Source organism: Pseudoalteromonas sp. SWXJ133 (assembly GCF_015864365.1).
GTDB classification, from domain to species: domain Bacteria; phylum Pseudomonadota; class Gammaproteobacteria; order Enterobacterales; family Alteromonadaceae; genus Pseudoalteromonas; species Pseudoalteromonas arctica.
Map to the genome: position 1 here is coordinate 1 of NZ_JADYXJ010000021.1, position 25,915 is coordinate 25,915.

Genomic DNA, 25,915 nt, shown 5'->3' on the forward strand with positions numbered 1-25,915 from the left:
TTTGTTAGAAAGGCTTAATATCTCCCCAGAGAACTGGTTAAAACTGACTACGCAATTTACGCGCGTATTTCATGGTGCAGTAGGCAGGCCAGCCTCACAAGCAAGTTACTGTGAAAATTTAAAGCGGAAACGGCGATCAAATATTAGCAACTGCGAAAAGCTACTCGCATAAAACTTAAGCTACTCAGTAAAACTATTCAGTAATAAATCACAACTGCATTATGCAGTTATTTTCATGCGTGTAATTTAGGTTTAATAGGGCTAATGACTTATTTAACGGATGAAATAAAGTGACCCAGTTATAAAAGATAAATTCTTAATCTGAATAGCGAATTTTTTGGCATAGTTTTGTTTGTTCAATTAAAGTGGCTGTCTAGTTTAGTCATTTAATTAAAGTGGCTGTCTAGTTTAGTCATTTAGATTACGAAGAGGGCATTAACTTGGGATGCGGTAGTCGAACGTTTTAAGTTTAAAGTGGGCGTCACTTTAAACGCAAAACATCGGCGAATTAGCATCTCTAATACACGCCGATGTTCATAACTTATTTAAGTAACTACCTTACTAATAAGGTATTAAGCCTTAGTCTTGTTTACGGTTAAGACTAATTAAACATATCGCTAAAAGTAACGTTGCAATCATGCCTGAAGCGCCAGCAACACCTGATGGCATAAATCCATCACGACCAAAGGTAATTAAAATACCATTGGCTAACATTGCAACTCCGCCTGCTAAGGCAGTAAGGCCTCCAATTACTTTGCCGCCTCTAGCGATAAAAGACAGGCCAAAAACAATGGCTGCTAATCCTAACAATAATTTAGCTGCGTAGTAAATCATGAATGACAACGAAACCACGCCACCAATTAAAGGTTGTGCGCCTTCTACAGTACCCGCTACCTTTCCAAATGTAGAAAACAAAGTAAGGCCAATGCTTACCTGCACTATGTTAAGTACTGCGCTAAACGCGATAGCCGACCAGCCTAGTTGAGCGTTTTTGGCTTGCACCATAGCTGTGCCTGCAAAGGCAACAAGTAAAGTAAATATCAGTGCTTCTAGCCCCCAAGCAACCTGTCTTGAAAAGCTGATTTCAGCACTGTAAAGGGCTGAATAAATACCCTGTGATATCGCCAATATCAACAATAACGATGCTGTAATTAGGGTGGTGCGTTTATGTGTAAATTCCATTATGGACCTCTTTTGATTTTATATTTGACGCTTTCAACAGGTGTTGCGGGTTTGAATGTATCAAACCGCTTAGTCTTTGTATTTAAATAGCGTTTATCGTTGTAGGTATAAGACAGGTAAAGCGAGTTAATTATTTCACTTAAACCTATAAAAAGTATTAATTAATAATAAATTAGCTCAGGTTATGGCTTTTAATTAAACCTAATTTTGCAAAGCCGCTTTGGTTAAGCCATGTATGCCTCTAAAACACGGTGTTTTATACCCGTTTAGTGAATTGACTTTAAATTACTAAACGGGCACACATTTTGAGCATGTGGTGAACTGGCTTATTACTTTGTTAAGATAAAAACGTAAAATGGGACCAGTCACTTAAGGCTGTGATAGTTTGTTCTGTAGGGGGCGCAACATAGATTAAACCTGCAATGGCAATAACCGACGCCAATGTAATTAGTTTATTATCGAAGTCGGCTATTTTTAAAGCAGTGCCGAAAGAGCGTTTAATAGTGACATTGCTTAAATCTACACTGTAAATTTCATCTAGCAATAAATGAATTAACCCGCCTAGTAAAATAAACCCACCCGTTAACCAGGCAAAAACGGCTGCTTGTGTGGTTGATTGGTCATTCAGTTTCCATACTACTTGAGTCGTTAATAGTGCGCATAACACTATAAATAGTAAAGAGTGGCAACTGCCTCTATGTACTGTGATCCATTCAAAAATTGGCCTAATAATATATTTCATAAACCCGTACACCAATAACGGCACTACGATTAACTCGATAAAGCTAATTGTAATAATGAGTTCGGTGGTTATGTAATGCAGTACCAGTAATACAGCGCTGAGTGCGAATAAGTTAAAAATAGTATCGAGTGATGTTGAGTTATCTGAATCTATGTCTGGTAATAAGCCGCCGATTGAGCCTAAAAACCATAACCAGAGTGCGCCCTTTAATTCAATATGTCCTGCAGATAATAAGGTGGCTGAGGTTAAGCCTGTGATGATTACGGCAGTATTAAGATGAGTATTGAAGTTTGCCATTGTATCTCTTGATAGGAAAATAGGGGGGCATTCTAACAATTGAAAAGTTTATTGTTCAATGTTCTTTAAAAATTGGGCTTAAATAACCTTGGCTCTGCTTCTAAGTCACTCTCTAGTAGCCATTTTTAGTGCTAACTGCGTTGAAAGAGCTCAATTAACCATCTTACTTTTTAAACTCGTCATAAAATGCAATTTGCCCTCGGCCTGTTTCTTTTACGTGGTAGAGCATTTTGTCACCATTGATCATTAATTCGAGTAGCTCTTCACCATCATTAGGGCCGACTGCAATACCAATACTTGCACCCACTGCGCATGTTTTATTTTGTGAAATATAAATGTCTTGTTGTAACTCGTTTAGCAAAGCGATTGATTGCTCACGCGATGCTGCTTTGTTGTAGGTATTAACCTGCCTTGCAACTATAAACTCGTCACCGCCTAGGCGGATACATATGTCGGTTTCTTGGTTAAAGTGCTTTTTAAATCGATGTGCTATTTCAATAAGTACTTTATCACCGGCTTCGTGGCCGTAGGTGTCGTTAATGGGTTTAAACTTATCTAAATCAATCATCATTAGTACTAGGTGCTGATTGTGTTTAATGCACTCGCGCAGTGCTTTTTTAAGGCGTTTTTCGCCGGCTCGACGGTTAAGTAGGTCGGTAAGTGGGTCGTGATCGGCTTCAAAGCGGGTTTGAAATTCGCGTTCGGCGCGCTCAGTTACATCATGTAAAATTACTTCAACGAAATGTTCTTGATGAGCGCTTCGCTTTGTTTCACGTTGCTCTGTTAGTCTTACAAATAAGCAGTGCAACCAAATGGTTTTATAGCCCACTTTGCACTCTATATCTAGGGTTGCTTGTGGTGGGTTTTTATCACAACGAATATCTGCAAGCAGGCTTTGTAATTCATCAACGTTATTTAATAGAGCAGGAAAGTGCAAGGATGATAATTCTTCTTCGCCGGGTACGGTAAAGTAATGTTTAAACGCGGGATTAAAGGTGGTGATAATATTTTTGTCATCTAATAAACAAATACCGGCGCTGGCTTGTTCAAAAATAAGTCTAAATTTAGCTTCTAGTTCTTGAGTTTTTTTACGAAGGGATTGCTCATTACTAATGGTTAACTTTAACTCATGCATTAAGGCATTTATACCTTGCGTTAGCCTGCTTATTTCGTCTCGCTTACCTTGCTTAAACTCTAGCATTGTCATGGTTTCGGGATTGGTAGGATCAATTGTCGCAAAGCTGTCTGTTAGGTTTTGAATAGGCTGAGTGAGCCATTTGCGTACAACCAGCGACACAAAAAAAGCGATGACGATTGATTGAATCAGCATTAAAATAAATTCTTTTATAAGTGATGACTGTGCTTGTTGTTCAATAAAGTTATCGTCGGGGTATATGGCCAGCACACCTATAAAAGTGTCTTCTATAAAGGGGTGAACTAATTTAATTAAAACAGCTTCTTTTTTCTTGTTAGTAGAGCCACTTGCAATAAATAAATCCATTTCTCCTTTTGGGTTTACTTCTCCTTCTAAGCTTGCGCCTTGCACTAAATCATTACTTAGCAAGCCATTAATAATTTCTTGGCTTAATTCACGGTCGTTTAGGTAGGCTGCTATGGCGGCTGTTTTTCCCATTGTTTGAGCTAACTGCTGCACGAGTAGGTAATTGGTGTTTTTCTTTTCTTTAAGACCCGAGTAATAAGAAAGTGTTGACGATACTAATGTAACTACAATGGCGACAATAGCGATTGATAGAGCAACGCGTACGTAGAGTGCTTGGCTAATTTTTATCAAATGTGTATACCACTTTTACTGCGTCTGTAACTTGCGATTGAGGAATATAACCAATTGCAAATTGTGACGCAGCGATTTTGTTTAACGCATCTTCAACGGATGTTGATGGTGAAGGGGGCTTTGCGCGCCCTGAAAATAATAACCTTGCCCAATAAGCATTAATTTTTTGCTCATTTTTATTGACCAGTTGCAGGTAAAAATCATTTTTTAATGTTGATTGCGCCGGTAAATCAAGTGGCTTAGAGGTTTCACCATCAGGAAACGTTAAATAGCGACCCATATAAATATCAATAACTTCGCGTTTAGATAAAGCGTTAATTGTATTGTTTTTATTTACCACCACTACAAACTCTGTAGATTTGGCATTAACACTAACAAGAATCAGGCAAAGCGGCAGCAACACATAAAGGAGTGAGTTACGATAGCTCATCATTGTTAAAACACCATACTAGCGTTCAAACTTAGCATATGTACTTTGTGGCCTTTGTCTACATCGGCAGGATTACTAAGACTCCATAAACCCGCGCCTTCGGGCTTTATATCAAAGCGGTCTAGTTGAGCTTTTAGCGCTAATCGCTCCGACAGTTGCCATTTTACACCTATGTTAATTGAATGCTGATGAACATAAGGCACCTTAATAGCAGCCTGTGTTGCAAGTGCTAGCTGTTGTATTGGCTCTGAAATTTGATCGGGTATGCCTGGTGAAAAAACAGGTTCGTTTACTTGTATAACATCGTGACGATTTTTTGCTGCTGAAAAGCTAGTGTAAAATATTGCATTATTTACCCTATAACCAGCGCTAATATAAGTGCTGAATACTGATGGAGCTATTATCCAATCGGATTCCGAAATACCTACTTCAGATTGAATAAGCCAATTATTATGATCGTAGGTTAGTCCAAACGCTGCGTATTCTATACTGTGGCCTTTGGTATTAAATTTGTTAGATATCGTTTGTGCTTGTGGCCATATACTTTGTGGTACTGCGTCTAGTAAGGCTAAAAACTCATCTAATGAGGTTAGCGTATAGTCACCAAAATCAGATTTAGATAAAGAGAAACGTGCGGTCCATGCATCTAGAGAATAGGTGGCACTAAAGGTGGTTAAATTATCAAAATCAATAAAAAAGTCGTCATTATAGGCTTTTAACTTTGCTGTAGAGCTTCCATATGCGAGCTTTAAGCGTAAAAAACCTTCATCAATGGCTTTACTGTATTCAATATCCACACCGTCGTAATTTCCTGCAATGTTTGCAAAAGAGTAGTATTCATGAGGAGGGCGGATCCACAAATAGGCGTATCCTACATAAGGATATTCAGAGAGTAAGTAAAGATCGCTGTTTAGCCTGCCAGCACGAATAGCCCAATGTCGCGAGGGGCGATAACGAACAAAAGCGAGTTCTAAAAAATTATCAAGACTTTTGAAGGTATGATCTTGTACTACTACTTGAACCACAGAGTCCCAATTTTTTGAGAGCGATATATTAGCTTGCCCACCTAAAATTGAATCACGCGTTGCTGAAAAGCCTGTATCGTTTTCGTTTAAATAATTTGATGCAAAGCCGATATCTGAATCGTCAGTGTAACTGAGTGTTAAAGATGCAAAACCACTAAATTGCACGTCTACTTCATTTGCATCGCTTTTATTAGCAGCAGAAATTACCAATATGGCTATGGCAATTGTACCTCGGAACAACATGTTAGCGCTTATTTTTATGATATGGATATTTAAAAGATAGCACATTTTTTTAAATTACCAACTTACTCAACATAAGATTTTACCAAATGCGTTAGCATGGCAAAGCTAAAAAATTTCACTCCTTATGCTTGGTTTTTAATTTACGTTAAATTGTAAATTAAAAACATAACATCATCCTAAATTCTATGTGTAAGGGGTTATTTTAAGTTGCTTTAATTTTACCTCCCAAAGTAATAACTTATTAACTAAGTAACCATAATTATCTTATTTGTTAATTATAGTGATGTTATATTGTTGCAATTAGCGTTTGATATAGTATAACATTCACACCTATCTAATTTCCCTAAATAGAGTTTGAGTGTGACAACACCTACCGCGATTAATAAAACACCAACAATTGCCCCTAAAACTTTTGATAAACAACTTAGCAATGCAGGCGCCGTCCTAAGTGATGCGATGATTGAAGTGAGTTCTTTAAATTTTAGTATTAAAAATAACGCTATTTTAAAAAACTTAAGCTTTAGTGTGGCTGCAGGTGAGGTTTATGCGCTACTTGGTGGTAATGGTGCGGGTAAATCAACCACGTTAAAAACGTTACTTGGGTTTAATAAACCAACCGAAGGCTCTGTAAAAGTAGCGGGTAAAGAGGTGAGTAAAGCGCTTGATTTTGTGCGAGGTAAAACAGCGTATTTGCCAGAGTCGGCTACGTTATATCCGCATTTAACTGCTCGCGAAAATATTGAATATTTTTTATCACTCGCTGATATTAAAAAATCAGATGAGCAAATTAACGCGGCTTTTAATCGTGTTGCACTGCAACACGATGCGTGGGATCGCCACATGCAAACTTATTCAAAAGGTATGAGGCAAAAAACAGCAATTGCACTTGCGATACTGCGTGAAGCACCCATTTTTTTACTTGATGAGCCAACCTCTGGCCTTGATCCTGTTGCTATTGATGAATTTAATCAACTTGTACGTGAACTTGCATTAACTGGTGCGACTATTTTAATGGTTACCCACGATGTATACGGTGCCTGCCAAGTCGCTAATCGAATTGGTTTACTTAAAAACGGTGAGCTGGTGGGTGAGTTTGATGCGCCCCAAAGTGGGCGTATTGATACCGAGCAAGTACACGCTGCGTTTGGGCATCACGCTAAAAGAGGTGCTTAATGAGTATAAATAACTTTTCAAAGGTGGTGATTGTTGCCAAAGATGAGTGGCGTTATTGGCTACGCTCAAAAATAGCAATGACCGTGCTTGCTATAGGTTTGGTGCTCACGCTTGCTTCGGTAATTGTAACGGCTATTACCATGATGGAGCTAAGCCATACTCGCCATGAGTTACAAACAACAAGCGATAAAAGCTTTGTTGATCAACCCGACCGCCATCCACACAGAATGGTGCATTACGGGCATTATGCGTTTAGAACGCCTTCGCCACTTAGTACGCTAGACCCTGGTATTGACGCTTATACAGGCAACTCTATATTTTTAGAAGGGCACAGACAAAACAGCGCAATGTTTGCAGATAGTCGCCAAGGGACTGCATTAACTAAATTAGGCAGTTTAACGCCTGCATTTATTGTGCAAACACTCGCACCGTTATTATTAATATTAATTGGCTACAGCGGTATTAGCCGAGAGCGCGAATTGCAAACGCTTTCGTATTTGTTATCGCAAGGTACATCGGGTGTAACGCTAATTGCAGGTAAAGGATTGGCGCTACTTTCTGTTGTAGGCTTAATTTTAACTCCGCTTACGGTATCGGCTTTATTTACGGTTGCTGCGGGCGAAAGCTTACTGGCAGTTGTAAGTTTTGTTGTTGGCTACGCTTTATATTTAACTGTGTGGGTATTACTGATTTTACTGGCATCGAGCGTGTTTAGTAAAAACAGTGGCAGCTTTACCGCACTTGCCTTTGTGTGGATTTTACTGTGTATTGTTATGCCACGCGTAGCAAGTACCAGTGCCTCAACGGCTGTGCCATCTGCCGGTAAAATAGAAACAGACTTTGCTGTAAAAGCACAACTTAGAAAATTAGGCGACGGCCATAACGCAAACGACCCTGCCTTTATGCAATTTAAACAATCACTTCTTAAAAAGTACAACGTTAAAAGTATAGATGAACTACCGATTAATTTTAGAGGATTAGTAGCCAGCGAATCTGAAGCAAAATTGACTAACGTACTAAACAAATTTGCCGAGCAACGTATGCAAGCTGAGCTTAAACAAACGAAGGTATCTCGTTATTTTGGTTGGGTTTCACCTATGGTGGCTATTCGGTCGTTATCGATGATTGTAGTAGGAACGAGTATTGAAACTCATCACCGCTTTTTGCGTGAAACCGAACAGTTGCGTTTTGATTTTGTGCAAGGGCTTAACAAAGTTCATGTAGAAAAGCTTAGCTACCAAGACGATATGAACCGCAATGCCAGTACCGAAGCGACTAAGCAAGCTCGTGTAAGTGCACAAAATTGGCAAGTACTGCAAAACTTTACTTTTAATATAGATAACGCACAAGTGAGAGCGCAGCGAAGTATCCCTGCATTTTTACAGTTATTTCTTTGGATTGCAGTGCTGTTAGGCGGTATTAAATTTGTAGGGAAGCGTTTGTTATGAGTTATGTATTTTCACAGCTAATTCGTGAATGGCGTTTTTTACTTCGCCAAAAATATTTAGTGATATTACTAGCATGTACATTTGCTATATCAGGGTTTGCAGTTTTCAGCGGCCTTAGTGAAGTAAGCCAGCAACAACATACTATTGAGCGTTTAAAAACGGCTGATTTAACTGAATTAGCTAACGTACAAAATAAATACAGTGATGCTGGTTCGCTTGCCTATTACAGCTTTCATTTAACGTATTCAGCACCTTCAAATTTAGCGTTTGCTGCTTTAGGCGAGCGCGATATTTATCCGTGGAAACACCGCTTAAATTTACTTGCCCTAGAGAGGCAAATTTACGAGAGCGATTCACAAAACGCAGAGCTAGCGCAGGCAGGTAAAATTGATTTTGTATTTGTAATTAGTGCATTAGCACCGCTGATAGTTATTTTACTATTTCATGATTTATTTGCTAATGAGCGAACAAGCGCCAGACATGACTTATTAGTGACTACGGCTAAGTCGTACTTTGCATTATGGGGGGCGCGTATAGCTGTAAGGTTAATAGCAGTAATAGTGTGTTTAATGTTGCCATTTTATGTAGGTACATTGCTTAGTCATTCGGCCCTTGCTGATGTGGGGTTTGTTACTTTTATATGTGTAATTTACATTGCGTTTTGGACTTTGCTTAGTGTGTGGTGGGACAAAAATGCCAACAGTGCGCCGCGTGTTGCTTCAACATTAATCGGTTTTTGGGTGTTAGTTGCCTTTATTATTCCTATTTTAGGCGATTTAGTTATAAACAAAACGGTTCACTCACCAAAGGGCGGCGACATTGTGCTTACTCAGCGTGAGGCGGTTAACGATGCATGGGACTTGCCAAAGAAAACCACAATGGATGCTTTTGTAGCATCAAATCCACAGTGGAAAGATCATGTTGATATGCAAAGCGAGTTTGAGTGGAAATGGTATTACGCATTTCAGCAAGTTGGAGACGAAAAAGCAGGTGAACTTTCACATGCTTATCGTGATGCAGCGCATACAAAGTATCAACTAGCGGGGATTGTATCGTGGTTTTCACCACCACTATTGCTACAACGCAGTTTTACCCGACTGGCGAGCACTGATGCTTTAGCTGCATTTAGATATGAATACCGTATGCGAGGATTTCATAAAAGTTTAAGGGAGTTTTACTACCCTTGGCTGTTTATAAAAGGCAATCCACCTAAAGCTGCGCTTAAGAGTATGCCTAGCTTTAAAAAAACAATGCTTAATGAAACGGATGAGCCTGACGTTACAGGCGTTAAGCTAAAAGAAAATTTATGAGTCAACTAATTAACAAGGTTTATAATGAATACCAATAAAAATGGGCTAAAGCTCAGCTATTTAAGCGCATGCTTAGTCAGTTTGTTTAGCAGCCACGCTATGGCTGCTGAACAAACCCCAAAGGATGACAGCGTAAATAATAGCTCTATAGAAAGATTGGCAGTGATTGGCTCGCGCCAAGCTTATCAAGGCAATTTTAGCCCTTTAGAAACTCCGCAATCAGAATTAAAAATAGATTTAGAAGCGCTTGAAAACGCAGGTGCGATAAATTTAAATCAAGCGCTTGATTTATCGGCATCGGTAGCGCGTCAAAATAACTTTGGCGGGCTTTGGAATAGCTTTGCGCTACGTGGCTTTGTAGGCGATGAAAACTTGCCAAGCAATTACCTTGTCAATGGGTTTAATGCTGGGCGTGGCTTTGGTGGCTCACGTGATTTGTCGGGTATTGAATCGGTTGAGGTGTTAAAAGGTCCACGTGCTGCTTTATTTGGCCGTGGTGAACCTGGCGGTACTGTAAATCTCGTTACTAAGCGCCCAACGTTTGATACAAGCGGCGAGCTAAAGCTAAGCGTAGGCAGCTTTGATACCTACCGCGCTGATGTAGATTACACCACGCCCCTTAGCGACGACGTAGCAATTAGACTGGTTGGTTTTTATGAAGACGCAAAAAGCTTTCGCGATACAATAGAGACAACTAAACAAGGCTTTAGCCCATCAATAACATGGAATATTAATGATAATAGCCAGCTAATATATGAGCTTGAATACAGCGACCAAGAGGTCCCTTTTGATAGAGGCGTATTAGCCATAGATGGCGAACTTGGTTTAATACCAGAGAGCCGCTTTTTAGGTGAGCCAGGTGATGGCCCAATAGAGGCTGATGTACTTGGCCATCAATTAGAGTTTATTCATGACTTTAATGATAATTGGAGCGTATTGCTGGGCGCTAACTACCGTGATACCTCACTTGAAGGGTTTGCTACCGAAACTGGTTTTGATGACGTGATTGATGGCGAAGTAAATCGCTTTAGGCGCTACCGTGATTACAATGCAAAATATCAGGTATTTAGAGCAGAGGTGACAGGTAGTTTAGAGGTTGCAGGGTTGGATCACCGTTTAATAATTGGTGTTGATTCTGATAAGTTCGAAAATGATCAATTTGTTCTTCGTGTACGTGGCGATCAGTATATAAATGTTTTTAATCCTGTATATGGAGCATATGAGTTACCTACGCCAACGGCCAATACCGATAAGTTAGAAGTACAGGAGTCGTTAGGTGTATTTATACAAGACCAAATAAGCCTAACCGATAAGCTTGATGTACGTATTGGTATACGTTTTGATGACTACCAAAAAACACTTAATAATCGTTTAGCTGACACGCAATCAAAACAAAATGAGTCACGTGTTAGCCCCCAGTTAGGTGTTGTGTATGAGGCGAGCGAGTTTGTATCTGTTTATGCCGCTTATGGCGAAAACTTTAGGCCTTTATCAGGCACTGATACAAATGGCGATGGGTTTGAACCAAATCAATCTACTTCAACAGAGTTGGGAGTTAAATTTACTTTAAACGATGGCGCTTTATTTGGCACTATCGCGATGTTTAAAGTAGAGCAAGACAACATGCTGGTGGTTGACGATCCCACTGCATTTACTTTTGCTGCAATAGGCGAAGCACAAAGCAAAGGCATAGAAATTGATATAAACGGTGAGCTAACGGATGATGTAAGCCTTTGGTTATCGTATGCGTATGTTGATGCAACTATTGAAAACTCATTTTTTGATGCTAACTTTGGCTATACCGTTGAAGCGGGCAGTTCTTTATTAAATATTCCTAAACATCAACTTAGTTTACAGCTTGTTAAATCAGCCGAGTTATATGGCAAAGCAATTAAATTTGGCGCAGGTTTAGTTTATGTAGACTCTCGAAACGGTTTTTTTGGTACCGACTTTGAGCTACCAAGCTATGCAACAGCGCGTACTTTTATAGATATTGATGTAACTAAGGCAATTGGCTTGCGTGCAGAAGTAGATAACCTGTTTGATGAGACCTATTACACTAACTCATTTGCTGATGCCTGGGTTCAACCGGGCACACCCAGAAGTGTAAGGCTATCTGCAACGTATAAGTTTTAAACGTAAACTAAAACGATACTAACAAAAAGGCTGCTTAAATTAAGCAGCCTTTTTGTTAGTTAAAAACTTAGTTAAAAACTCGATTAAAACGGTGCATAGCCGTCGTTCGTCTTTTTAGGGTTAATCCAGCGCTGTTTAGCATTAATAGGAATGCGTGGTGCACCTTGTGCTGGTAATCGCCCGCGTTCTCCATACAACCACAAAACAAAATTAGTTCGCTCACCACTGGTAATAGGCTTTGCTGCGTGTGCAATATTGCCACGATGTAACATGGCAGTGCCGGGCTTAAACGTAAGTGATTTAATGTCGCCTGTGTACGGGTGATAAAAGTCAACTTCTGACCCTGTAAACTCTTCGCCTGGTAAGTTTAAGTTAATATTAAGCGTTACGGCCGATGCATCGGTATGTGGGCGAATTGACGAATCTGTGTTTGGCTCATAATAAATAGAAAAACCAAACGTTTGTGTATCAAACCCCGTAACCTCCGGGAACAACATACGCGAAATAGGGCGCATATAAGTGTTTAGTATTTCGTTATAAAACGCTTGAAAGCTTGGCGCTGCTAAATAACCTTCTGATCGGCTATCAAGCATGGCACCACGGCGATTTAACACTATGCCATATGGTGGGCGCATAGGAATTTGCGAATTCCATACTTGTTCTAAATACCCGCGTAATACGGCAAGGCGCTCTGGATCAAAAAATTGAAATTGAAATACATCAGGCGCTACTTCGTGTAATAACGCTTTTACGGCCAGCTCTTTTGATGGATCTTCCCATGCTTGCTTTACTGCTTCACGTAGGTTTTTATCAAGTAGTGTGTCGTCAAGCGTAAACGTTGAGCCATCTATTGATGTTGTTTCCCATTCGCTCCACGCGTTTGTAATTAGGTCGGTGTTGCTATTCCAAAAGTGTTGTACTGCTGGTTCACGGTAAAGCATGGCTTGGCGTGTAGGTAACTCTAGAGCACGCGCTAGCTGTAATTGATTGGCAAACATTTTGTGTAACTCCAGTTGTTGAATTTGGTTTATATCAATCTAGGAGTGCAATTTATTGCATTTGATTCAGTAGATAAACAGCCTGCTTTAGGAAACAGAATATACTATTTATTGATAATGAAGATTTGTATACTTTTTGAAGCAGAGAAAGCTAGCTTTGTAGATATGTAAAAGGCTGCACAATACGCAGCCTTTTGTTGGTGTAATTTAAGTTGCTTAATAAATACTAGTGGGTTGCTCTGTCGCCCCAAATATCTTCTAGGCGGCTGTCGCGACCACAACGCCAACGATAGGTGTTGTATCGGATTGGGTTGTTTTTGTAATAATCTTGGTGAAAGCTTTCCCTCCCTTTAATAGGGTAAAAGGTACTTGCGTTTAGTATAGGTGTAACCACAGTTTGATTAGGAAACTCGGCAACTACTGCTGCTTTTGTTTTTTCAGCTAATTTACGTTGTTCGTCGTTTTGTGCAAATATAGCGCTTAAGTAACTAGGGCCTTTATCGCAAAACTGGCCTTTGGCATCAAAGGGATCAATATTAACCCAGTAATGATCAAGTATACCTTGATAGCTTACTATGGCTGGGTCGTAAGTAATTTCTACAGCCTCGTAATGGCCTTTATGATTACCATTGTATGTCGGGTTTTTAAGTTTGCCGCCAGTAAAGCCCGATATTACATCGGTTACGCCTTCTAGCTTTTCAAAGTCACTTTCCATACACCAAAAACAACCTCCAGCTAGAACGGCTTTTTCGGTTTTAGCTGCATGAGTAAATGTGCTAAATAATATTGCGGCAGATGTTAATGCGAGTGCGAGTGATTTTTTCATAAAATTATCCACCTGAAGTGTGAGTTTAAATACTTATGAAGTTAGACCCGCTAAGTGCTAATACTATTTCATTGTAGAGGCATAGTTTTAGCTGGCTAACTTATATATGGTGCAAACTAATGTGCTTAAGATGTTTTATAAACGTAAAGCAGGTATTTAGATCACTTTTTAGTTAGTAGCATGGTTTAATTGGGTTAGCCAAATAAGCGTTATTTAATGGGGTGTTGAATTATGCTGGCTTGTTCATTAAAGTGACAACATTCGAGATATAAATTAGCAGGTGATAAATGAACCAGTTAACTGAAAAATCAATAAGCTGCCCCTATTGTGGAGAAAGTATTGAAGTATTACTTGATGCAGCAGATATTGATGAGCAATACATAGAAGACTGCCAAGTATGCTGTAAGCCTATTTCGTTTGTAGTATTTGAAGATGAGGACGAGTTAAACGTTAATGTTTACAGTGAAGACGAAGCATTTTAACTCGTTAATTAGATATTAGGCTGCAAAATTGCAGCCTTTTTATTGTGTATGTGTTTGGTTAGCTATTTTGCTCACGCGCTAGCTGGTTAGGAAGAAGTTCTTCTACTATTTCGCGTGCTGGAAGTGTATAGCGTGTGCCGTCAAACATTACTGAGGTAAACTCGTTAATATTAGTAATGCCTGTTAAGGTCCAGCCTTCGCCGCGCTTTGGGCAATATACTGTGGTAGTGGGTTGTATTACTTGAAAATCGTCACTCATTACGTTCTCTTACTCTTTTTGCTTTAAAGATAATGCTTGTTAATGGGGTATGGTAAGTTAATAATGCCTGCCCATAAAGAGCTAATTTAACTAACCACTTAAATAAAATGTTTAATACCACAAAGCTTGAACGTGTTACGCTGCGTTTAATTACCCACAAACACGCTGCGTGTTTATTTAATATTTTAAACCACCCGCATGTGTCAGAATTTAACGACTACGAAACACCGCTCAGCAAAACACAAATCAAACAATTAATACAAGATGATATTAGTGCCTACTACGAAGGCGAAGTGATTAGAGTTGCAATTGAACATAATACATCTGGGAAGTTAATGGGTACTTGTGGGCTTTATAATTTAACGCCGTGTAAAAGTAGTGCGTTTATAGGATTTGAGCTGCACCCCGACTTTTGGGATAAAGGCGTAATGTTTGAAGTAGTCACTGGTTTTATTGAAACGCTACTTAAGCATGTTCCGCTTAAACATTTATCGGCTGAGGTGAGTGCACACAATGCACGTTCCCATAATTTACTTATTAAGTTAGGTTTTAGCTTAAGAGAAAATTCTATTTGGCATAAATCACTTTAACGAAAGACGGCAATTATAAGTGCTTATCTTTTTTCAATCCTGAAAGGTCAACGCCCCCAAGTGTAAATAAAATACAAAAAATAACGGCTTTCTATTATAGTTAAGCGTAAGCAAATGAATTTGTTACCCGTGTTTAAAAAACGTTTACGCTTAACAAGGATTTTATATGCTAGAAAAACTATCTCAAGATGCGCTTGTTATTTGGGCTACCATTGACCCAATAGGCACTATGGCGCTGTTTGCTGCGCTTACTTCTCATTTAACAGATCAACAACGTCGTAAAACAGCCTTTAAAACGGTGCTTTACGCTGGTTGCGTACTATTGGGTTCTATTTTAATAGGGCAGCTAATACTTAATGCGATGGGAATTAGGTTGGTGTCGTTTCAGTTAGGAGGCGGAATTATATTGTTTTTGTTTGGCCTGCAAATGATATTTGGAAACGATTCTAACAAAGCTAAACAAGACCCCGATCACGATATAGCAGTGTTTCCGCTAGCTATACCAGCAACTGCGACCCCTGGCGCTATTTTGGCGGTGATACTACTTACCGATAACCACATACACCCAATTACTACTCAAATAGGCACAGCGCTTGTTACACTTGGTGTGTTGGGTATTACACTAATACTGTTGCTGCTTTCGGGTAAAATAATTAAGCTTATTGGTACTGGCGGCGCGTCTATTTTAACGCGTGTGATGGGGATGATTTTAGCCGCGTTTTCGGTTGAGCTTATTATGACCGCGCTTGAAATAAAACAATGGGTTAAGCTCGATTAAATAACTCTTAAACATTTGAAGGAATGCCGCATGGCAATAAAAATAACAAAACACTATTTTATTAATTTAAGTTTAGCCGTAGTCATTTTTGCTATCGGTATTTTAGCCATACGCTATTACAACCATTATGTATCGGCCTATACAGACGTAACAATTAACTCAAGCGTGCTTAATGAGTCGCGCAAAGTGTTTATAAGATTACCCGCTAATTACAATCCTAAAAAAGCGTATCCGTTAATTATTAAAACCGATGGTAACTTTAATTTAGATACATGGGACAAAGCACTTACAAAACAAGCTAAGAGCGAAAAAGGGGATAAGGCTATATTGGTGTCTATTCCTAATTTGTTTTTTACAGATACACGTAATCGCGATTTAGTGCCTCCTTATGCTCGCCAAGATGTAAATACACAAGCGCGCCCAGAGGGCGAAACACTTATAGAGCCTAATGGTGAAGCCGACAAGTTTTTAGCGTTTATTGAAACTGAGTTATTCCCGTATTTATCGGCAAAATATAAGCTTAGTAATAACCGTGTATTAAGTGGTTTTTCTGCCGGTGGCAGCTTTGTACTTTATACACTGCATACAAGGCCTGAACTGTTTAATGGCTACTTTGCATTTAGCCCAGCGGCTTGGTATGACGACATGACAGTGGTTAATAATGTAGAAGCGTTTTTAACTACTCAAGCTAACAAAGTTAAGGCGCCTACTTATTTATATCTTTCGGTGGGTGGAGCAGAGCATCCGTTAATGTTAAAAGCGTTTAATAATTTAGAGTCTGCTTTAAAAGCAAACCCTAATAATAACCTTGCGTGGCAAAGCGCTATAAACGAAGGTGCTGAGCATTCAGATAATCCACCACTTAGTGTATCAAAGGCATTAGCTGGTTATAGTGCGTTTATTAAAAAGTAGGTTAGATAGGTTTAAGCGGTAACTGTATGTATATACAGTTACCGCTGTTTTGTGTATTTAGAATGCTCAATCAATTTTATAGCACTTTACTTAGTTTAATATTATTAACGACTTACAAAGGAAAGTTGGTTTAAATTATATTTGCACAGGAAATACATGCACTGTATTTATATACAGTGCGTAGCTATTGAGTTAGAATGCTGTCAGTACCTATGAGCATATACGCATCTATTTGTTACTGCTTTTAATCAGCCTTACGCCTTTGTGATCAGCAATAAGCAGTGTAAGTACTTTGCAATTTCAATATAATTTCACCATCTTTTTACACTCTTAATGCAGTTAATATAAATTAGCTGGTGGCTTTATAGTAAAAGAACACATCATACTAAATGTTAGTATAACGCTAAACTTAGCAATAGAGTTAAATTAGAAAAAAATAATCAGTAAGGTAGTGTAAATAATAAAGCGGGAGGTTTAGGTAAAAAAGAGCATTTATAAAAATGCTCTTTTGTAAGTTACGACTACTTTGCTTTGATAGGTTTAAAAAACAATACCAGTGCAATTATAAATGCTGAAACGCTACAAATTATAAATACGTTTTTTTCACCACCAGGTATGTACTGCATAAATGAGGTAAAAAACTGACCCGAAAATACAGCCATCGTAAAGTACGATAAGTTACGGCCGCGTACTTTCACATCACTGAGCTCTACCGTCATATGGTTTAAAAGCGGGATACTAAAACCAAATCCTATACCTATTAATATTGCGCCTAAAATTAAAAGTAGGGTGCTTACTTGTGTAAAACAAATATACGATAAACTAAACGCTAAAAAGGCAAATGCTAAAACCTTGGGCTCACCAAGCTTCTTTGTTATTTTAGGCATAAAGCCTGCGGTAACTACAGCCACTAAAGATATAAATGCGAGTAGTTGGCCTATTTGTGACTCATTAAAGTTTTCCTCGTTCATTGTAATGGGCAGTAACACAGTAGACGTAAAAAATATGGTCATCGCGAGTGTTGAAATTACATAAACGCTTTTTAACGAGAGGCCATTGTTAGCTTTGTGGTGTAGATGTTCTGACACTTCATCGCTATTACTAGCCAGTGAGTTTTTACTTGGCACAAATAATAAAAGCATGGCCAAAAATACCCACGCTATTAAATAAAGTGAAAATGGCAGCGCCCAAAATTGCGACGCTAATAATCCGCCTAAAAATAAAAATATAACACCGCCTAACTCTATCGCCATGCCTTGTTTTGCAATCATGCCAAGGCGTGCTTCGCCTGTGTACCACGCAGAAATTAAAACCGTACAACTTGCCATTACCACAGCAGTTATACCGCCGAGTAAAAATCGATTAGCAAATACAAGCGTTGGGCCTTTTAAAAAGTAAGCACTGCCACCTGCAACCCCATATAAAAATAACCCAATTACTAAAAGTTTATAAGCTCCGTATTTATCTATTAATTTTCCTGCTAGCGGCGCAAAAACCACAGCGCCTAACGATGGCAACGTAATTAAAAGTACGGTGTTATCGGTTATACCTAATCCTTGTGAAATACTTACTAAACCTGGCGCAAGTAGGGTTCCCACCATAATAGTTAAGCTTGCGATACACAGTAATGTAAAGCTACCCGCTGTTTTTAACATACCCATTTTTACTCCTTAAGTTTTAAGCGATTACTTTTTAGCAAATGAATTAAAAATGCCACTTAGCAAAATAAATATAATGCTTACAGCAACAACGCCAGGCCATTGATAAAGTGCAAATGTTTTAACACCAACCATTGAGCCAACAGCGCCTCCAATGTAATAGCCCAGCATGTAAATTCCATTTATGCGACTTTGCGCAGTGGGGTCAATACTAAAAACACGCACTTGGTTAGCCACTTGTGCACTAAATATGGCAAAGTCGATTAGAATAATGCCAATAACTAACGACGCTAAACTACCATTAAACAAACCTGTAATAGCAAAGCCGATTGCCGCAAGCGTAAGTGCAATCATAATTAGAGCTTTAGATCCCAGTTTGCTGACCCATTTACCCGACGACTTAGCACCAATTACGCCAGCCAATGCTATTACACCAAATAAACCGGTTTGTTGAGCGTTGTAGTTAAATGGCTCGTTACTTACATAAATTGCAAGTGTTGCCCAAAGCACATTAAATGATGCAAACCAAAATGCACCCGAAAGTGTAAAGTGCTGCAGTGATTTATGTTTAATAAACAACGCTAACGTACTTTTAATGAGAGGCCAGTAACGCAAATTAGTGTGTGGCTTATTGCCAGGTAAAAACACGCGCAGTAATATACCAAATAATGCCGCGAGTACTGCCGACATTAAAAATACATTTCGCCAACCAAATTGCTCACCTACAAACCCACTTAACGTTCTTGAAAGTAAAATACCGATGGTTAAGCCCATCATTAATGTGCCTAACGTGGCACCTTTTTGCTCGCTCGATACAAGCGATGCTGCAAAGGGTATTAATTGCTGGGTTATATTAGCGCTTACACCAATTAAAAATACCGATATAAGTAATAAAAGTAAGTTAGGTGCAAGCATTGCTGCACTACAAGCCACTACTAATAAGCACGACAAAATAGTAATTAAACGCCTGCGAGCAATCGAGTCACCCAAAGGAGAAATAAATAATAACGCAAACGCGTAACCAATTTGTGTAAGCGCGGGAATACTCCCTAGTTGCGAATCAGTTAAATTAAATTCGTTAGCTATAAGCGGTAAAATAGGCTGGTTGTAGTACAAGTTTGCTGCTGTTGCGGCAATTGCAGTGGTCATTAGTAATAAAATAAATCGACTTAATGACTGATTTTGTTTGGGTTTGGTCATAGCTGTCTAGTGTTGTTAACTCATGCCGCTATGGTATGAGTTCTTTACCTATAACAAAAATGATATTATTTTATAGAATCTATACAAATAATGTATTTAAGGTGCGTAATGGATATTAAAACATTAAAAAGTTTTGTCAGCGTGGCTAAGCATCAGAGTTTTTCAGAAGCGGCCAAAGAGCTACACACCGTGCAACCTGCAATAAGTAGGCATATTGCACAGCTCGAAAGCGAGCTTGGTGTTGTGTTGTTTATAAGAAATTCACGCGATGTTGCAATAACTCAAGCGGGTGAGCGGCTATTAAAAGATGCACGCGCTATTTTGGCTCTAGCTGAGAAAGCTAAAACTCAGGTTAAACGTGCTCACAACGGGCAGGTAGGTACACTTAATATTGCGCACTTAAGCTCGGCATGTTTAACCTTTATGGCAGCACTGGTTCGAGAATATAAACAGCAATACCCAAGCGTGCACGTTACATTGTTTGAAATGACTGCAACTGAGCAGATACATGCGTTTAAAAACGATTTAATTGATGTGGGTTTTTCACGGCCTTTACCTGATTCAATTAATGATGAATTTGTAAGTCATACTATTTATGTAGATTCATTGGTGGCCATCGTTAATCAAAACCATGCGCTGGCAAATTATAAAAATATTGATTTAGCTAAACTAAAAAATGAGCCATTTATTATTTTTAATAGAGAGGAAGCACTTGGTCTTTTTGATGAAACCATTTTGCAATGCAAACAAGCTCATTTTTCACCGAACATTATTAGCCAACCTAGGCACATGCAAACATTAGTTACTGAAGTGGCTGCTGGCCTTGGTGTGGCAATTGCGCCTTATTGCGTACGTAAATTATATAGTGAAGGGTGCCATTTTATAAAACTGAGCGACGTACTCACTCAAATCCCGGTGCTATTACAAATTAAAAAAGCAGATACCAATGCGGCTGTTAATGCATTTGTTGAAATAGCCTTAAATGCAAAATCGAGTATTGAAAAAAGTATGGCGGAATAAAAAAAGCCCAGTTAAAAAAGTTAAAAGGGCTAAAAGGGTTGTGCTTAGGGAAGTTGTAGTCGTTTTTAAACTTATATTTAGAGCTTATATTTAGAACTTATATCTAAAACCAAATGCTATACCGTCATCTTCCGACTGCTCCATTTGTGCTTGTTGATCGTCGTTATCACTTTCAAAGTGGCTAAAGTCTTTACGCGCTTCTACGTAGGCAATAGTGTCTTCGTCAATTAAGTAGTGAAGGCCAATAACAGCAAACTGACGCTTAAATACATCGTCTGGATCGGCGTTAAAGTTTGGCTGAATTACGTAGTCATCACCGGCATCAAACACGTTGTAGGCAATAAAAGGGCGAAAATCGTTATCAAAGCGGTAAGATGCAAATGTTTCTACACCTATTGCGTCATCAATTAAGCGACCAATATTATCGGTGTCGTGGTTTTTGTTTTTATTTACGTTGGCAGCAACGTATAGGCCGGGCTTATCAATGTTGCCCCACATAATGCCTGCACCGTAAATTAAATCTTCAACATTGCGAGTAGAACCATCGCCAAACGTTAAATCAAACTCGCCACGGTTAATACCCGCTGTAAGCGTGAGCATATCGGTAGGGGTATATGTTACAGATGCACCAAATGTGTAGTTAAATTCAACTTCTTGGGCTGCACTATCGCCAGAGTTCCATAGCGTTTCGCATTCTTCTTCTGAAATATCGCTTACGTCACAGGTATAAAATTCGCTGTTTTTAAGCTGCGCTTGTACTGCAAAACTAAAATCGTTATAGCTATTGCGGTACTGCACTAACTTATCACCACGGCCAGTGCCATTTACAGCGCCATCGTCTTTGTTATAGGTGTAAACGCCAGCTGCATTACCATCCCATACAAAGCTATTATTTGTGCCATAAACTACGTCGTACCATGCACCCCATTGTTTACCAATGGTAAGTTGACCGTACTTTTCGTGTGAAAGGCCTGCGTAACCTAAACGGTTATACAAAAACTCGTCCTGAATTGATTCAAAACGATTATTATAAATTATATCGCTGCTGCCAACAGGGTTTACACCCCATTCTACGAGTGCAAGGGCAGTCCAGTCTTTCTTGAGCTTTCGGGTAAAGCCAAAGTTAATGCGCGAAGTACCGTTAACAACTTCGGTTTCGTTTTGTGTGTTAATTACACGCACATCAAGATATCCACCTACTTTTAGAGTGTTTTTATCATCTTTGTATAACTCTACCGCCGAAACAGCGGGTGCTAATACAATACTTGCGCTAATCAGTGTCGCTAATTTTTTGCTCATCTTGTGTGTTGCCCTGTGTAAATTTCAGTGTTTTTACGTAGGTAAAAATTCAGGTTCGAAGATTAACAAAGCAATAAACGGCTCAAAAGTGAAAAAAAATCAACAAAATTGGACGGCAAACTTAATTGACATTCACTCGAGGTTAATTTTGCTTTTCAGGTGTTGCTGAGGTTTGTTTTTTTAGTTGTTTTGTAGGTAAAAAGGATTGGTAATAAGTGGTGTGTTAAAATTCTAATTTGAATTAATTTCATCTTGATTAAAAAATAGCGACTAGTGCAAAAGCTCTAAAAGTGTTTTATTTTCATAAATATAACTTTTTATTGTTATAGGTTGTACAAAAATGAGTTAAGTAAACACACAAACACGTTAAAAGTGTTTTTACTCTAATTTATATACCAAATTCTAAACATTCATATCGGTTTATTATGAATGTATTTATGAATTTTAATTTATCTAAGTTGAATAACAATTTGCAAAAACACTAAATTTAATTTGTTATTTTAATTACGAGTAGCTCAGCGATAATAATTGCCTTGAACGACGTGGTTTGCCATTAAACTTTCATAGAAAAACAGGCCATTTTGGTTTAAACTGCGCGCAATTTAATTACATCCTTACTCCCTTGGAGGGTAGCGCTATTATTAGTACAGCTAATGTCACCATGCAATTTGGTGCTAAACCATTATTTGAAAATATCTCAGCAAAATTTGGCGATGGAAACCGTTACGGTTTAATTGGCGCAAATGGTTGTGGTAAATCAACATTTATGAAAATTTTAAGTGGTGAGCTTGAAGCGTCTTCAGGTAATGTAAGTACTGATCCAAATGAACGCGTTGCTAAACTAAACCAAGACCAGTTTGCCTACGAAGAATACTCAGTAATTGATACTGTTATTATGGGTCATAAAGAACTGTGGAAAATTAAACAAGAACGCGACCGTATTTACTCTTTACCAGAAATGAGTGAAGACGATGGTATGAAAGTAGCCGATCTTGAAACTGAATTTGCTGAAATGGATGGTTACTCTGCTGAATCTAAAGCAGGTGAGCTATTATTAGGCGTAGGTATTGGTACTGAGCAACACTTTGGCCCAATGTCAGAAATTGCACCTGGTTTTAAACTACGCGTGCTACTTGCACAGGTGTTGTTTTCAGACCCAGATATAATGCTACTTGATGAGCCTACCAATAACTTGGATATTTACACTATCAAGTGGTTAGAAGATGTATTAAACCAACGCGACTGTACCATGATAATCATTTCGCATGACCGTCACTTTTTAAACTCTGTGTGTACTCACATGGCCGATATTGACTACGGTGAGCTACGTATTTACTCAGGTAACTACGACGAATACATGTTTGCAGCAACGCAAGCACGTGAGCAGCTACTTAGCGAAAACGCGAAAAAGAAAAACCAAATTGCTGAACTTCAACAGTTTGTATCTCGTTTCTCTGCTAACGCATCTAAAGCTAAGCAAGCTACATCGCGCGCTAAACGTATCGACAAAATTCAGTTAGACGAAGTTAAAGCGTCATCACGTCAAACGCCGTTTATTCGTTTCGACCAAGAAAAGCAGTTATTCCGTAACGCGCTTGAAATGAACAATTTAACGCAAGGTTTTGACGACAATACGTTATTTTCTGGCCTTGAAGGTTTAGTAGAAGTTGGCGAACGTATTGCTATTATTGGTGAAAATGGTGTTGGTAAAACAACATTACTTAATACATTAGCAGGGCGCTTAGCACCTAAAGCCGGTGAGTTTAAGTTTTCAGAAAATGCGAACATTGGTTACTACGCGCAAGATCACGCAGATGAGTTTGCAACCGACATGAACTTGTTTCAGTGGATGGAGCAATGGCAACAAGAAGGCGATGACGAGCAAGTGGTTCGTAGCTTCTTAGGCCGTATGTTGTTTTCGCAAAACGATATTAAAAAGTCAGTTAAAGTAATTTCTGGTGGTGAGCAAGGCCGCATGTTGTTTGGTAAAATTATGATGCATAAACCAAACATATTGCTAATGGATGAGCCAACCAACCACATGGATATGGAATCTATTGAAGCGCTTAACTTAGCACTTGAAGCCTACGAAGGTACATTAATGTTTGTATCGCACGATCGTCAATTTGTATCATCGGTAGCTACCCGGATTTGGGAAGTTAAAGATGGTAAAATCATTGACTTTAGAGGCAACTACGCAGAATACCTAGCGAGTAAAGAAGCTTAATTAGCTATTTACCCGTTAACCCTAAAAAGCCATGTTTAAACATGGCTTTTTTTGTTTTTGTGGCTTTGTATTAGTCGCAATTAATATGGCTTTGGGTATAATACCCGGCTTAAACAGGACATAAGTCCGCTATTTTAAAAATACATTACTGAGGAGTATTTATGACTGTTGGCATTATTATGGGTTCTAAATCAGATTGGCCAACCATGGAACATGCAGCACTTATGCTTGAGCATTTTGGCATTAAGTACGAAACTAAAGTCGTGTCTGCACACCGCACTCCTCAATTACTTGCTGATTACGCAAGTTCAGCCGCAGAACGCGGTATTAAAGTTATTATTGCTGGCGCTGGCGGCGCGGCTCATTTACCAGGTATGGCTGCTGCTTTTACATCGCTTCCTGTACTGGGCGTGCCTGTAAAATCAAAAGCATTAAATGGTGTTGATTCACTTTTATCTATTTGCCAAATGCCTAAAGGCGTTGCAGTGGGCACACTTGCAATTGGTGAGCCGGGCGCAGCAAACGCAGGTTTACTAGCCGCACAAATTTTAGGGTGTCAAAATCCAGAAATTTTTGCAAAAATTGAAGCGTTTCGTAAAGCTCAAACCGACACTATATTAGCTAATCCAAACCCTGCAGAGTAATAATGAATATTTTAATATTAGGTGCAGGGCAACTTGCACGTATGATGAGTCTTGCAGGCGCGCCGCTTAATTTAAATGTGGTTGCATACGATGTAGGCAGCAAGCAAATTAAGCATCCGCTAACTGGTGAGGTTTATAGCACGTCACTTGAGCAAGCAATATTAAACGCTGATGCAATTACTGCAGAGTTTGAGCACATTCCTGATGACGTACTAACACTTTGCTGTAACAGTAATAAGTTCTACCCTGGGAAAGCCGCTATTAAAACCGGTGGCGATCGCTCGCTTGAAAAAGCATTGCTTGATAAAACAAACGTAACTTGTGCGCCGTATCAATTAATTACTGAAAAAGCGCATCTTGAACACGCAGTTAAAATCCTAGGCAAGCCACTTGTTATTAAAACATGCCAAGCGGGTTACGATGGAAAAGGCCAATGGCGTTTAAAATCGGATAGTCAAATAGACGAAATTTGGTCACAAATGTCTGATTTTATTGCATCGGGCACCGAGCTTGCGCCACATACAATTATTGCAGAAAAAATGATCCCGTTTGATCGTGAAGTATCTATTATTGGTGCGCGCGATAAACACGGTAACGTTGCTATTTATCCGCTAACAGAAAACGAGCACACCAATGGTGTATTAACGCTTTCTATTGCCGGTAAAAATAATCACAGAGTTGAAGCGCAAGCAAACGATGCATTTACAAAAATAGCAAACGAGCTTAACTACGTTGGCGTATTAGCAATTGAGTTTTTTGATGTACAAGGCACGTTACTCGTTAACGAAATTGCACCGCGTGTACATAACTCAGGCCACTGGACGCAACAAGGCTGCCATTGCTCACAGTTTGAAAACCACATGCGTGCTGTTGCAGGTTTGCCGCTTGGCAATACAGAGCTTAAACACATTACCGCGATGATAAACGTACTAGGGCAACCTAATATCCCAGCTGACGTACTAAAATATGCAGATGTGACTAGCCACTGGTACGGTAAAACTGCAAAACCAGGTCGTAAAATGGGCCATATAAACGTATCGGCCACTAGCATGAACGATCTAGCAGATAAATTAGGTGAGCTTACTGAATATCTACCTGAGCAAGATTATCCAGGTATTTTAAAAGCGGCGGCAAATTTAATCCTTCATTAAATGGCTAACCGTTTTATTAAATGCCGAGCTTGCTCGGCATTTTTTTTGTACTTAAAAAAAGCGCAAGGTTACCTAGATTGTGAAATAATGATT

At 39.0% G+C, this 25,915-nt stretch carries 23 protein-coding genes and 1 pseudogene; 13 read left to right on the forward strand and 11 right to left on the reverse strand.

Going from position 1 to position 25,915, the window contains the following annotated elements; translation table 11 throughout:
* A pseudogene (locus I6F40_RS19735) lies at positions 1–172 on the forward strand (transposase); the annotation flags it as partial.
* Positions 173–579: 407 nt separating this feature from the next.
* Here I6F40_RS19735 and I6F40_RS14405 read toward each other — a convergent pair.
* The 5 genes from I6F40_RS14405 to I6F40_RS14425 form a co-directional block, all read right to left on the reverse strand.
* Positions 580–1,182: a thiamine biosynthesis protein ThiC gene (locus tag I6F40_RS14405; RefSeq protein ID WP_166379339.1), complete on the reverse strand. Its 603-nt coding sequence runs from the start codon at positions 1,180–1,182 to the stop codon at positions 580–582.
* Positions 1,183–1,519: 337 nt separating this feature from the next.
* On the reverse strand, positions 1,520–2,221 hold the full coding sequence (locus tag I6F40_RS14410) for a metal-dependent hydrolase (protein ID WP_166379337.1): 702 nt from the start codon (positions 2,219–2,221) through the stop codon (positions 1,520–1,522).
* A 163-nt stretch (positions 2,222–2,384) separates the two neighbouring features.
* On the reverse strand, positions 2,385–4,013 hold the full coding sequence (locus I6F40_RS14415; RefSeq protein ID WP_166379335.1) for a sensor domain-containing diguanylate cyclase: 1,629 nt from the start codon (positions 4,011–4,013) through the stop codon (positions 2,385–2,387).
* Complete coding sequence (locus I6F40_RS14420) at positions 4,000–4,446, reverse strand: hypothetical protein (RefSeq protein ID WP_166379333.1); 447 nt, start codon at positions 4,444–4,446, stop codon at positions 4,000–4,002. The genes I6F40_RS14415 and I6F40_RS14420 overlap by 14 nt, the downstream gene beginning before the upstream one ends.
* A 2-nt stretch (positions 4,447–4,448) precedes the next feature.
* On the reverse strand, positions 4,449–5,711 hold the full coding sequence (locus tag I6F40_RS14425) for a hypothetical protein (protein WP_166379331.1): 1,263 nt from the start codon (positions 5,709–5,711) through the stop codon (positions 4,449–4,451).
* Between the two features lie 456 nt (positions 5,712–6,167).
* Between I6F40_RS14425 and I6F40_RS14430 the strand changes: the two genes are divergently transcribed.
* The 4 genes from I6F40_RS14430 to I6F40_RS14445 are packed head-to-tail and all read left to right on the forward strand — an operon-like array spanning position 6,168 to position 11,778.
* The gene (locus I6F40_RS14430) at positions 6,168–6,884 is read left to right on the forward strand and encodes an ABC transporter ATP-binding protein (RefSeq protein WP_166379341.1); all 717 of its coding nucleotides are present in this window, start codon (positions 6,168–6,170) and stop codon (positions 6,882–6,884) included.
* Positions 6,884–8,332, forward strand: a complete 1,449-nt coding sequence (locus I6F40_RS14435) for an ABC transporter permease (RefSeq protein ID WP_166379329.1) — start codon at positions 6,884–6,886, stop codon at positions 8,330–8,332. The genes I6F40_RS14430 and I6F40_RS14435 overlap by 1 nt, the downstream gene beginning before the upstream one ends.
* On the forward strand, positions 8,329–9,642 hold the full coding sequence (locus I6F40_RS14440; protein WP_197193117.1) for a DUF3526 domain-containing protein: 1,314 nt from the start codon (positions 8,329–8,331) through the stop codon (positions 9,640–9,642). Before I6F40_RS14435 ends, I6F40_RS14440 begins: the two co-directional genes overlap by 4 nt.
* A 24-nt stretch (positions 9,643–9,666) precedes the next feature.
* Entirely contained in the window at positions 9,667–11,778 is a 2,112-nt protein-coding gene (locus I6F40_RS14445; protein ID WP_197193118.1) for a TonB-dependent siderophore receptor, read from the forward strand.
* 83 nt (positions 11,779–11,861) lie between these two features.
* On the opposite strand, the gene I6F40_RS14450 is transcribed toward I6F40_RS14445, so the two are convergent.
* Entirely contained in the window at positions 11,862–12,776 is a 915-nt protein-coding gene (locus I6F40_RS14450) for a 2OG-Fe(II) oxygenase family protein (protein ID WP_166379323.1), read from the reverse strand.
* Between the two features lie 226 nt (positions 12,777–13,002).
* Positions 13,003–13,602 carry a peptide-methionine (S)-S-oxide reductase MsrA gene (gene msrA / locus I6F40_RS14455; protein WP_166379321.1) on the reverse strand — a complete coding sequence of 200 codons (600 nt, stop codon included), beginning with the start codon at positions 13,600–13,602 and terminating at the stop codon, positions 13,003–13,005.
* Between the two features lie 287 nt (positions 13,603–13,889).
* On the opposite strand from msrA, the gene I6F40_RS14460 reads away from it, so the two are divergent.
* Positions 13,890–14,084 (forward strand): CPXCG motif-containing cysteine-rich protein, encoded by a 195-nt coding sequence (locus tag I6F40_RS14460; RefSeq protein ID WP_024593951.1) that lies wholly within the window; start codon positions 13,890–13,892, stop codon positions 14,082–14,084.
* Positions 14,085–14,142: 58 nt separating this feature from the next.
* On the opposite strand, the gene I6F40_RS14465 is transcribed toward I6F40_RS14460, so the two are convergent.
* Complete coding sequence (locus I6F40_RS14465; RefSeq protein WP_007586727.1) at positions 14,143–14,343, reverse strand: hypothetical protein; 201 nt, start codon at positions 14,341–14,343, stop codon at positions 14,143–14,145.
* Positions 14,344–14,450: 107 nt separating this feature from the next.
* Here I6F40_RS14465 and I6F40_RS14470 point away from each other — a divergent pair, with 107 nt between their 5' ends.
* The 3 genes from I6F40_RS14470 (at position 14,451) to I6F40_RS14480 (ending at position 16,623) form a co-directional block, all read left to right on the forward strand.
* On the forward strand, positions 14,451–14,933 hold the full coding sequence (locus tag I6F40_RS14470; protein WP_024593949.1) for a GNAT family N-acetyltransferase: 483 nt from the start codon (positions 14,451–14,453) through the stop codon (positions 14,931–14,933).
* A 166-nt stretch (positions 14,934–15,099) separates the two neighbouring features.
* Entirely contained in the window at positions 15,100–15,711 is a 612-nt protein-coding gene (locus tag I6F40_RS14475; protein WP_024593948.1) for a MarC family protein, read from the forward strand.
* Positions 15,712–15,741: 30 nt separating this feature from the next.
* Positions 15,742–16,623, forward strand: coding sequence for an alpha/beta hydrolase (locus I6F40_RS14480; protein WP_010552777.1), 882 nt, complete (start codon positions 15,742–15,744; stop codon positions 16,621–16,623).
* A gap of 521 nt (positions 16,624–17,144) precedes the next feature.
* Here I6F40_RS14480 and I6F40_RS14485 read toward each other — a convergent pair.
* Positions 17,145–18,284, reverse strand: a complete 1,140-nt coding sequence (locus I6F40_RS14485; RefSeq protein ID WP_197193119.1) for an MFS transporter — start codon at positions 18,282–18,284, stop codon at positions 17,145–17,147.
* Positions 18,285–18,308: 24 nt separating this feature from the next.
* The gene (locus I6F40_RS14490) at positions 18,309–19,481 is read right to left on the reverse strand and encodes an MFS transporter (protein ID WP_197193120.1); all 1,173 of its coding nucleotides are present in this window, start codon (positions 19,479–19,481) and stop codon (positions 18,309–18,311) included.
* A 108-nt stretch (positions 19,482–19,589) separates the two neighbouring features.
* On the opposite strand from I6F40_RS14490, the gene I6F40_RS14495 reads away from it, so the two are divergent.
* Positions 19,590–20,501: a LysR family transcriptional regulator gene (locus I6F40_RS14495; protein ID WP_197193121.1), complete on the forward strand. Its 912-nt coding sequence runs from the start codon at positions 19,590–19,592 to the stop codon at positions 20,499–20,501.
* Between the two features lie 90 nt (positions 20,502–20,591).
* Here the strand turns inward: I6F40_RS14495 and I6F40_RS14500 are convergent, their stop codons facing one another.
* Entirely contained in the window at positions 20,592–21,800 is a 1,209-nt protein-coding gene (locus I6F40_RS14500; RefSeq protein ID WP_166379309.1) for a porin, read from the reverse strand.
* Between the two features lie 637 nt (positions 21,801–22,437).
* Between I6F40_RS14500 and I6F40_RS14505 the strand changes: the two genes are divergently transcribed.
* The 3 genes from I6F40_RS14505 to I6F40_RS14515 all read left to right on the forward strand — a co-directional run bounded on the left by I6F40_RS14505 (position 22,438) and on the right by I6F40_RS14515 (position 25,822).
* Positions 22,438–24,027 (forward strand): ABC-F family ATPase, encoded by a 1,590-nt coding sequence (locus I6F40_RS14505; RefSeq protein WP_165741752.1) that lies wholly within the window; start codon positions 22,438–22,440, stop codon positions 24,025–24,027.
* A gap of 161 nt (positions 24,028–24,188) precedes the next feature.
* Positions 24,189–24,671: a 5-(carboxyamino)imidazole ribonucleotide mutase gene (purE, locus tag I6F40_RS14510; RefSeq protein ID WP_002962540.1), complete on the forward strand. Its 483-nt coding sequence runs from the start codon at positions 24,189–24,191 to the stop codon at positions 24,669–24,671.
* A gap of 2 nt (positions 24,672–24,673) precedes the next feature.
* Positions 24,674–25,822 carry a 5-(carboxyamino)imidazole ribonucleotide synthase gene (locus tag I6F40_RS14515; RefSeq protein WP_197193122.1) on the forward strand — a complete coding sequence of 383 codons (1,149 nt, stop codon included), beginning with the start codon at positions 24,674–24,676 and terminating at the stop codon, positions 25,820–25,822.
* Positions 25,823–25,915 lie beyond the last annotated feature (93 nt).